The organism is Pseudoalteromonas lipolytica (assembly GCF_900116435.1).
GTDB classification, from domain to species: Bacteria; Pseudomonadota; Gammaproteobacteria; order Enterobacterales; family Alteromonadaceae; genus Pseudoalteromonas; species Pseudoalteromonas lipolytica.
In genome coordinates this window covers 89,554-98,612 of the sequence record NZ_FPAZ01000016.1, presented here as the reverse complement: position 1 = coordinate 98,612, position 9,059 = coordinate 89,554, and the positions used below count along the sequence as shown (strand labels likewise).

Here is a 9,059-nt window from a genome sequence, read left to right as displayed (position 1 = left end):
TTACGTAGTAGGAAGCCAGACATGGTACGCCAAGAGTTATGGGGATTACTACTCGCTTACAACTTAATACGCATAATCATGCTTGATGCAACTAAAGAAGAAGATATCTTGCCTACTCAATTAAGCTTTAGCCAATCTATGCGGCAGGTAATCGCTTTCTTCATGTTTACGCCAATACATAGTGCAAGTAAGTTACCTGTTCATTATGATGAGTTACTGACAACACTTAGGTTGTTTATCTTACCCGATAGGCTACCAGACAGGCATTATCCAAGGGTGATAAGAAGGAAACCAAATAAGTATCCTTACAAAAGAAAATGCCAGTCAGCTCTTAACTGACTGGCATTACACAATCGTGGGCTTTATTTTTTAGATAAATAACTCTATGCCAACGTACCCTGTACGACACTGCAATAACGATAATTACATTCAAATCATTAAAAGCTAATTGAATATAAATACATACACATAAAAGATGTTATCGATAACACCATTGTGAAAACTCTTATTTTTCCCTACTCCTCTATTTTGCGAGCTTTTACATACCTAGCGTATTTTCGATGTCATGGGGAGAAATTAAGTCACTGTTCTGATATTACGTATGCGGCTTGCTGGTAACTGAGTGCAAAATGCAACTGGGGTTTATGCACGAAATTAAGACATGTTATTGGTAATAAAGAAGCGACAAAAATGCAAAAGATAAACAAAATTAACTCAGCTCTGCAAAGTTAATTCGACTAAATTAGATGTTACTTAGGGCTTGAACCATCGTTCTTGCGATTAATTATTATACTTCCCCACTCAATTGCTGAGAGTGTAATTAATAAAGATAGAGTATGATGTGTTCTTATTGTTACTGCTATTCTACAGCGAGTATTCACGTTCTACTTTTGCGATACGTGTTGTAAATGCGTTATACCATTTATCGCGACCAAGTTGTTGAGCGTTGAGGTGCTCAACATGTTGTTTCCACGACTTAATAGCATCTAGGCTTTGCCAGTAAGAAACGGTAATCCCTACACCATCACGCACTGATTCCATGCCTAAAAAACCAGGTTGTTGCTCGGCAAGCTCAACCATACGGTTAGCCATTTCTTCATAGCCTGCGGTGTTCTCAGATAAGGTGTTCGTAAATATAACTGCGTAATACGGGGGTTTGGGCGTCGTGGCTATCATAATGGTTACTTACGTCTGCTTGGTTCAAAACCATCATAACATGGAATATCACTGTCGAAGGTATCCCAATTGGCTTTCGAACTGACAAAGTTATGGCTAATCGGACGCTCTGTAATATCGCTGTCCAATAGACCTAAGCGTATACGCAAACGACTCATATCCTCTTTATTTTCACTGTAAATAGGCGAGCCACAACAGCGACAAAAATAACGTATTCTACCGGCTTTAAATTCAAACGCACTCAGATACTGCTTACCTTGTGTAATTGCAAACCCATCACGGCGAATAAACCCATTCGTCGCATAAGCGGTACCCGAATTTTTACGGCATAGTGAGCAATGGCAATGAATAATTGAATCTATGCCACCAGCAATTGTTACCGTTACTTTGCGACACAAACAGCTTCCTTGGTACATATTCCCTCTTGTGGTTTTTAATAGCCGCGATGCTTCCAAAAATCGTTGGCTGAGCCTTCGCTTGGTTTCAGTAAGTTAAACGATTTATCTGCAATTATATGGCCATTTAGCTCAATAGTCATGCGCCAAATACCCACTTTATTATCAACAGGCGCCCAGATAGTATCGCCTAAGTAAAACTGCCAGTCGTTTGTTTTTACATACTCTTCACCTTCAAATGGCGGCATTATTTCACCGTCATCATCGGGAATATTTGGATGATACACACAGAACTTAATTTTTTGGCCTTTTGCTTTTTTAATATTAACAATAAAGCCAAATTCGATATCTAACTCGGCTGGCACATCCGTGGTAAATTCAGTGATTTGTGGTAGGTCTTTTTCTTTTGCATCCCAATGACTGTAGATGCCATAACTTTCAATAGTCGAAACAGGTTTAGCTTTGGCCATACCGACTTAAGGTCCTCTCATTAAACAGGCGCTCATTTTATAGTAGCCATTTTGCCATAACAAGCTTGTACTATAATAACATCTTTAAGTGATGTGTTTTGTCCACAGCTCATTGTTAAGTTCAAAACCACATTTTGCAAGCAGCTTTATGCAAGCTGTATTCTCGGGTTGAACAATTGCATGCACTTTATCGACAGGGGTTGTTATAAACACATTTAGTTTTTGAAAAAACTCTAACAGCACTTTTTGCATTATCCCCTTACCAAAGTAGTGAGATGCGAGTTCAAAGCCTAACACACCCTGCCCATCTATTATGTTAAATAGCCCAATACTGCCAATTACTAAGCCATTGCTTCGTAAAACAATCACTAAACGTATACCTTGCTGGTTATAAAAACCTTCGATATCACCTTGAATAAAATCGTATACGTCACCTTTTGTTAAATCACTTTTATAGTCATTAAATGACTGCACTTGAGGATCTTTTAAAATCTCCCATATTGCTTGGCAATCTTTATGGCGTATGGGCCTTAAATCGTAGGCATAGTTGTCATCACAAGACACGTCTATTTCTTCTTTTTACTTTATGAGCAGGCATTATTGTCTTACTATAAGCGCAATTACAAGCAATTAGGTTTAGTACGATGAGTGAAGAATTTAAAGTAATTCAACCAACCACCACTGTTTATTGCAAAGAACGAGGCGAAGGCTGGACCTTAACAGGCATCACGAGTATTGATGAGCACACATCGGTCATGTTTGACGGTGTGAGATACACACTGCCAGCCAGAGAAATCGTTGAAGTATTACTACCACAGCAACTCGAAAGAGAAAAAAGTCAAAGTGAATAAAAACAAAAAGCCAGCAACAAGCTGGCTTTTTAATGTGTTAATTAGCAACTCACGTTATAAGTTTATTTAACGTAAGGCGTTAATACGCTCATCAAGTGGCGGGTGAGATGAGAATAACTCAGCGACACCTTTACCGCTTGCAATACCAAATGCCATCATTGAACCTTCTAGTTGCGATGGGTGGTTTTGCTTTAAACGCTCAAGTGCGCTGCGCATTTTATCTGCGCCAACAAGTTTTGCAGCGCCTGCATCCGCCGAAAACTCACGTTTACGGCTATAGTAGGCCACAATTACACTCGCTAATACACCAAATAACATTTGGAAAATCATATCAAACAAGAAGTAAGTCCAGCTACTGCCACCTTCTTCTTCATCGCTATTGATAAAGTTATCAACAATACCTGCCAATACTTTTGCCATAAAGATAACAAAGGTATTCACCACGCCTTGAATAAGCGTAAGCGTGACCATGTCACCATTAGCAATATGCGATACTTCATGCGCCAAAACAGCTTCCGCTTGGTCTTGATTCATGTTGTGTAATAAACCTGTACTCACAGCAACTAACGAGTTGTTTTTACTAGGCCCAGTTGCAAATGCGTTCATTTCAGGGCTGTCGTAAATGGCCACTTCAGGCATTGCAATGCCTGCTTTTTTAGCCTGTGCAGCCACAGTTGAAACAAGCCATTGTTCAGTTTCTGAACGAGGCTGTTCAATAACATGAGCGCCCGTTGACTTTTTAGCCATCCATTTCGACATAAATAACGAAATAAATGAGCCGCCAAAACCAAATACGGTCGAAATGACTAGAATGCCGCCTAAACTGCGATGACTAATACCCAGTACACTCATCACAATAGACAACACAATGCCTAACACTAGCATGACCGCTAAGTTAGTCAGTAGAAACAAGAATACACGCTTCATAAAAACCTCAGAATAAACATACCAATTGTATTAACTAACGGCATGATTAAAAACCGTTAGTTAATAAAATTAACTGAGCTTGTTACTACCTTTAGTTTAGTTTTAAAGCAATTGGTTACAAGGAACTAATTGCAACCAATTGTGACAGAGTATGTCAAAAGTAACAACTCAATTATTATGGGTGAATGGATAAAATTTCAAGTAAGGTTTTATAAATATTTAATTTAGGAGTTTTTTCTGTGTAGGGGGTAATACCTAATAGCGGAAACGGTAAAGTATTTTTAAGGGTCTGTAAATTAGCCTCTTGTTCTTGCATGGTGGGGTCAACATGATTTGCTATCCATCCTACACAGTTTACGCCCGACGCTTTAAAATGAGCGGCAGTCAATAAAGCATGATTTAAACAACCCAGTTTCATGCCTACAACCAAAATAACATTGAGGTTTTGCTGTTTAACCCAATCAGATAACAAGTCAGTTTCGTTAATGGGTAAGCACCAACCACCGGCCCCTTCTGTCAGAATATAATCAGTATTGAGTGCTTTCACATTCTCATACGCGCTATCTAGTTTCTCAAAGGTGAGTCTATCGCCAACTTTCGCTGCGGCAATGTGCGGAGCAATTGGTGGCTCATAAGTAAACGGATTCACAATTGTGTACTTAGCACCAACAGACGAGCTTTCCATTAAGGTTAGCGCATCTTCATTTACCAATTCACCAAAAGCCATCTCAGCCCCTGCTGCAATGGGTTTGTAACCAACCGCTCGTCGTTTATGTTGTGCTAGCAGCTTTAATAATAAACTGGTGACATGGGTTTTACCGGCATCGGTGTCCGTGCCAGTGATAAAAAATTCTTTCATTGTTTTTCTAATTCTAAAAGTACGACGTGATAACTCACTCTAGCATGCCCATCAACCAGAGGATATGCCTTGCACACGTTATTCAATGCTTGCTTTGTTAAAAGACCCTGACGCTTTTTATTACTGTGTAATGACGTAGCGCCAATGGCCTTAATTGAACGTATTGCCTCAAGTGGGCTTTTATAAGCGTCGGTATAACAAGTATCTACTGCAAAATTCACCTTAAATCCAGCAGCCTTCGCATACTGTGTGACATTGTCGGATGAGTGAAATTGATTAATACGAGACTGGTCATCTAAACAGGAAAAAGCCTGTTTAATTTCGTGTAATGAGCCTGCAATAACACAACTTAAATACACCCGACCATTGTCTTTAAGCACGGCAAACAGCTGTTTAAAAAGCAAGGGTAAATCTGCCGACCATTGCACGGCAAAATTACTGAATACGCAATCAACACTGTTTTTTTGCAGTGGCAAATTATCCATATCGGCACACAGCTTTAAATATTCACGACTTTTATCGGTGTTTAACATGGCGTGGCTTAAGTCCATCGCCACTACCGTTGCAAAATATTGTTGCAATAGGGCTGTATTAACCAGCGGTCCTGCACCTAAATCGAGGCAAACGCCCTGTTGATTTTTATTCGCAAGCAGTTTGATTAAATGCGCTGCTGCTTGCTTTTGAACGTTAGCATGGCTGTTGTAATGCGCTGCCGCTTTCGAAAACTGACTCGCTGTGGACAGCTTGTGATCTTTTGCGACGTGAGCAGTACTGTGTGCTAATTGGCTCATAAGCACTCCACTAACGTATCTACCAACGTGTTTATATCATCGAGCTGATGGGCACTGCTAAGTGTGACTCTTAACCGCGATGTATTAAAAGGTACGGTTGGTGGACGAATGGCTGTTAACCAAATTCCACACTGTTTTAGCTTATTCGCCACATCAACCGTTTGTGCGGCATCACCGAGTACCAATGGTTGTATTGCTGTATCTGAATCCATAAGCGCTAAGTTTTTCGCTTTTGCTAATGTTTTAAAATACGCAATATTTTTAAAAAGCTGCATACGTTTATTATCAGCGGCCAGTATTTTTTCTAGTTGTACACGCGTACTACTTGCCATCACAGGCGACATGGCTGTTGAATAGATATAATCACGGTTAAATTGCAGCATGTAATCAATAACCGATTTACTCGCCAGCAAGCATGCACCACTGCTAGCGAGGGCTTTACCAAATGTAATGATCAATAAATCGGGTTTGTGCACTTCACAGCTACCAAGCCCGTGCTTACCTAACACACCAAACCCGTGGGCGTCATCAATCATTAGCCAGGCATTATAGTTATGCGCAAGTTCGCACAGCTGTGCAACAGGTGCTTTATCACCATCCATCGAAAACACGCCTTCACTCACAATGAGTTTATGTTTAGCTTTCGATTTTTGTATGCGTGACTCTAAGTGCTTTAAATCATTATGATTAAACCGCACCATCGCCGCTTGAGAATGGAGACCGCCATCAATCAAACTAGCATGATTGAGTTTATCTTGAAAAATTGCGGCAGATTGCGCCACAGCTTTATCGTTAAACAAGGCTTTTAACACACTGCTATTTGCACTAAAGCCACTGTTGAAAAGCATGGCACTTTCATAACCGAGTAACTCACATAGGCGCTGCTCAAGAGCCTGTTGCGGTTTATTATAGCCATTTACTAATGCTGAACTGTGACTGCCTAGTGGCAGCTCACTCACTGTAACGAGTTCATCAGCGAAGCCTAAATAATCATTGCTGGCAAAATTTAAGTACTGTTTTCCTGCAATACGAATAAAGCGTCCGTTTGACTCTTCGACCAGTTGGCGCTGCCTAAGTAAAGCATCTTCTTTACGCGCTTGAAGATGCTGTGCAATAAATTCAAAAGGCATAACGTGTTTAAGCTTCGTAAAATAGTTCTGATGTTGCTTTGTCGGCCACTTTTGAAGAAAGTGAAGCCGCGACAGCTTCATCTGAATAATCTTCACGTTTTTCAGGGTTCATACCCAGCTTTTTAATCAGCATCATATCGGCATCCGCTTCTGGGTTTTCTGTTGTGAGTAGCTTATCACCATAGAAAATAGAATTAGCGCCTGCAAAGAAACACATCGATTGCATTTGCTCGTTCATCGCAGTACGCCCTGCCGATAAACGTACATAACTTTTTGGCATCATAATTCGTGCCACAGCGATGGTGCGAATAAATTCAAAATGATCAAGGTCATCGACATCTTCCAGTGGCGTGCCTTTTACTTTTACCAGCATATTGATAGGCACACTCTCTGGTTGCTGATCTAAGTTTGCAAGTTGCATCAATAAACCATAACGGTCTGCGGCTTGTTCACCCATGCCAACAATACCGCCAGAACATACTTTCATGCCTGCATCGCGTACGTTGTCTATTGTATTTAAACGGTCTTGATAAGTACGGGTGGTAATAATCTGTTGGTAATATTCTGGTGAGGTGTCTAGGTTATGATTGTAATAATCAAGTCCTGCTTCTTTTAAGGCGTGCGCTTTTTGATTATCGAGCATGCCTAAAGTCATACATGTTTCAAGGCCTAATTCTTTAACTTCTTGCACCATTTTTTCGATGTAAGGCATGTCACGATCTTTAGGATCTGACCACGCAGCACCCATACAAAAACGCGTAGCTCCTTTTTCTTTTGCAGCACGCGCTTGCTCAACAACTTTTTCTACTTCCATAAGGCGCTCACGCTCAAGATCTGTTTTATAATGTCCTGATTGTGGGCAGTATTTACAGTCTTCTGGGCATGCACCCGTTTTAATAGAAAGTAGCGTTGAAATTTGAACTTCATTAGGATTGAAATTTTCGCGGTGAACACTGGCCGCTTTAAACAGTAAATCGTTAAATGGCATATCAAATAATGCTTTTACTTGTTGGTGGGTCCAATCGTGACGGACAATTGCGTGCTCCATAATCTTCTCTTTTTAAATTTATTAGGACGGTCTGATTGGCTTAGTCTACGTCTTGACGTAACATTGTCAACGAAACCAAGCAGAGCAAAGTTTACATATGCACAATAAACAAACAATTGATTTAGATTTTGATCGTGAACATATTTGGCACCCTTATACGTCCATGACCACCCCGCTTCCCGTTTACCCTGTAAGCCACGCAAAAGCGAACCGCATTTTTTTAGAAACAGGCGAAGCACTCATTGACGGTATGGCATCGTGGTGGAGTGCGATTCACGGTTATTGTCATCCTGTACTAAACGAAGCCATTACCAAACAGTTAGGTAAAATGAGCCATGTTATGTTTGGTGGTTTAACCCATAAACCTGCGGTTGAACTTGCCAAAAAGCTCGTTGAGATCACACCATCAACATTAAATAAAGTGTTTTTAGCAGACAGCGGCTCTGTAAGTGTCGAAGTGGCTATCAAAATGGCATTGCAGTATTGGTTAAGCCAAGGTATTAAAACCAAACAAAAATTAATGACCCCGCTTAAGGGGTATCATGGTGATACCTTCGCGGCAATGAGCGTATGCGATCCGGTTAACTCTATGCACAGTATGTACTCTGGGTTTCTCCCTGAGCATGTGTTTGTACCCGCCCCCGTCTCCCGCTTTAATGAAACCTTTGATATACATGAAGCAGAAACACTCGAGGTTTACTTTAAAGAGCATCATCAAGACGTCGCCGCTTTTATTATTGAACCTATAGTACAAAACGCAGGGGGGATGAACTTTTACCACCCTGAGTATCTTCGCCATATAAGAGCACTTTGCGATAAGTACAATGTACTGCTTATATGTGATGAAATTGCCACTGGGTTTGGCCGTACTGGCAAACTTTTTGCCGTTGAACATGCCGACATTGAGCCCGATATCATGTGTATTGGTAAAGCACTCACCGGAGGGATGATGACGTTATCAGCCACATTAACGACATCAAAGGTGGCCGTTGGCATAAGTGAAGGCGAAGCCGGTGTACTTATGCATGGCCCCACATTTATGGGGAATCCTCTGGCTTGTGAAACTGCCTGTGCAAGTATTGATTTATTACTAGAGCAGCCTTGGCAAGAGCAAATTGTGCATATTAATGAGGTGCTTACTGAGCAGCTAAGCAAATGTAAGCAACATGCCAATGTGGTGGATGTACGAACACTTGGTGCAATTGGTGTGGTAGAGCTAAACCGCCGTGTTGATGTGGCTAAAATACAACAGTTTTTTGTAGAAAAAGGGGTTTGGATCCGCCCATTTGGAAAACTTATTTACTTAATGCCACCGTACATTAGCAGCGAAACTTGCTTAGAAAAATTGTGTGGCGCAATTGATGACGCCATTAGCCAAAATATGTTCTAGACACAAAAAAGGAAGCGTATGC

General features: G+C 40.8%; 11 protein-coding genes and 1 pseudogene. 3 read left to right on the top strand and 9 right to left on the bottom strand.

Features of this window, described 5'->3' with window-relative positions; translation table 11 throughout:
• Positions 1–339 (top strand): annotated as a pseudogene (locus BM378_RS20460) (IS4 family transposase); the annotation flags it as partial.
• A gap of 525 nt (positions 340–864) precedes the next feature.
• Here the strand turns inward: BM378_RS20460 and BM378_RS16180 are convergent.
• The 4 genes from BM378_RS16180 to BM378_RS16165 all read right to left on the bottom strand — a co-directional run bounded on the left by BM378_RS16180 (position 865) and on the right by BM378_RS16165 (position 2,605).
• On the bottom strand, positions 865–1,176 hold the full coding sequence (locus BM378_RS16180) for an antibiotic biosynthesis monooxygenase family protein (protein WP_065979943.1): 312 nt from the start codon (positions 1,174–1,176) through the stop codon (positions 865–867).
• A 5-nt stretch (positions 1,177–1,181) separates the two neighbouring features.
• A complete protein-coding gene (locus BM378_RS16175) occupies positions 1,182–1,592 on the bottom strand; it encodes a GFA family protein (RefSeq protein ID WP_074989599.1) in 411 nt (136 codons plus the stop codon).
• Positions 1,593–1,609: 17 nt separating this feature from the next.
• Positions 1,610–2,041 (bottom strand): DUF3859 domain-containing protein, encoded by a 432-nt coding sequence (locus BM378_RS16170; protein ID WP_036968338.1) that lies wholly within the window; start codon positions 2,039–2,041, stop codon positions 1,610–1,612.
• A gap of 84 nt (positions 2,042–2,125) precedes the next feature.
• Entirely contained in the window at positions 2,126–2,605 is a 480-nt protein-coding gene (locus BM378_RS16165) for a GNAT family N-acetyltransferase (RefSeq protein ID WP_051501763.1), read from the bottom strand.
• A gap of 80 nt (positions 2,606–2,685) precedes the next feature.
• On the opposite strand from BM378_RS16165, the gene BM378_RS16160 reads away from it, so the two are divergent.
• The gene (locus BM378_RS16160; RefSeq protein ID WP_036968335.1) at positions 2,686–2,892 is read left to right on the top strand and encodes a hypothetical protein; all 207 of its coding nucleotides are present in this window, start codon (positions 2,686–2,688) and stop codon (positions 2,890–2,892) included.
• 66 nt (positions 2,893–2,958) lie between these two features.
• Here the strand turns inward: BM378_RS16160 and htpX are convergent, their stop codons facing one another.
• The 5 genes from htpX to bioB all read right to left on the bottom strand — a co-directional run bounded on the left by htpX (position 2,959) and on the right by bioB (position 7,647).
• On the bottom strand, positions 2,959–3,819 hold the full coding sequence (htpX, locus tag BM378_RS16155) for a protease HtpX (RefSeq protein ID WP_036968332.1): 861 nt from the start codon (positions 3,817–3,819) through the stop codon (positions 2,959–2,961).
• Between the two features lie 175 nt (positions 3,820–3,994).
• Positions 3,995–4,678: a dethiobiotin synthase gene (bioD, locus tag BM378_RS16150; protein WP_036968329.1), complete on the bottom strand. Its 684-nt coding sequence runs from the start codon at positions 4,676–4,678 to the stop codon at positions 3,995–3,997.
• The gene (locus BM378_RS16145; RefSeq protein ID WP_036968326.1) at positions 4,675–5,469 is read right to left on the bottom strand and encodes a methyltransferase domain-containing protein; all 795 of its coding nucleotides are present in this window, start codon (positions 5,467–5,469) and stop codon (positions 4,675–4,677) included. The genes bioD and BM378_RS16145 overlap by 4 nt, the downstream gene beginning before the upstream one ends.
• Positions 5,466–6,599 carry an aminotransferase class I/II-fold pyridoxal phosphate-dependent enzyme gene (locus BM378_RS16140; RefSeq protein ID WP_036968322.1) on the bottom strand — a complete coding sequence of 378 codons (1,134 nt, stop codon included), beginning with the start codon at positions 6,597–6,599 and terminating at the stop codon, positions 5,466–5,468. The genes BM378_RS16145 and BM378_RS16140 overlap by 4 nt, the downstream gene beginning before the upstream one ends.
• Before the next feature lie 7 nt (positions 6,600–6,606).
• A complete protein-coding gene (gene bioB / locus BM378_RS16135; RefSeq protein WP_036968319.1) occupies positions 6,607–7,647 on the bottom strand; it encodes a biotin synthase BioB in 1,041 nt (346 codons plus the stop codon).
• A 97-nt stretch (positions 7,648–7,744) separates the two neighbouring features.
• On the opposite strand from bioB, the gene bioA reads away from it, so the two are divergent.
• A complete protein-coding gene (bioA, locus tag BM378_RS16130; protein WP_036968315.1) occupies positions 7,745–9,037 on the top strand; it encodes an adenosylmethionine--8-amino-7-oxononanoate transaminase in 1,293 nt (430 codons plus the stop codon).
• Positions 9,038–9,059 lie beyond the last annotated feature (22 nt).

What these genes read in the sequence shown, in the direction of transcription:
- bioB (WP_036968319.1), bottom strand. Translation starts at nt 7,647, where the DNA reads ATGGAGCACGCAATTGTCCGTCACGATTGGACCCACCAACAAGTAAAA.
- BM378_RS16175 (WP_074989599.1), bottom strand. Translation starts at nt 1,592, where the DNA reads ATGTACCAAGGAAGCTGTTTGTGTCGCAAAGTAACGGTAACAATTGCT.
- BM378_RS16140 (WP_036968322.1), bottom strand. Translation starts at nt 6,599, where the DNA reads ATGCCTTTTGAATTTATTGCACAGCATCTTCAAGCGCGTAAAGAAGAT.
- BM378_RS16180 (WP_065979943.1), bottom strand. Translation starts at nt 1,176, where the DNA reads ATGATAGCCACGACGCCCAAACCCCCGTATTACGCAGTTATATTTACG.
- bioD (WP_036968329.1), bottom strand. Translation starts at nt 4,678, where the DNA reads ATGAAAGAATTTTTTATCACTGGCACGGACACCGATGCCGGTAAAACC.
- BM378_RS16160 (WP_036968335.1), top strand. Translation starts at nt 2,686, where the DNA reads ATGAGTGAAGAATTTAAAGTAATTCAACCAACCACCACTGTTTATTGC.
- bioA (WP_036968315.1), top strand. Translation starts at nt 7,745, where the DNA reads ATGCACAATAAACAAACAATTGATTTAGATTTTGATCGTGAACATATT.
- BM378_RS16170 (WP_036968338.1), bottom strand. Translation starts at nt 2,041, where the DNA reads ATGGCCAAAGCTAAACCTGTTTCGACTATTGAAAGTTATGGCATCTAC.
- htpX (WP_036968332.1), bottom strand. Translation starts at nt 3,819, where the DNA reads ATGAAGCGTGTATTCTTGTTTCTACTGACTAACTTAGCGGTCATGCTA.
- BM378_RS16145 (WP_036968326.1), bottom strand. Translation starts at nt 5,469, where the DNA reads ATGAGCCAATTAGCACACAGTACTGCTCACGTCGCAAAAGATCACAAG.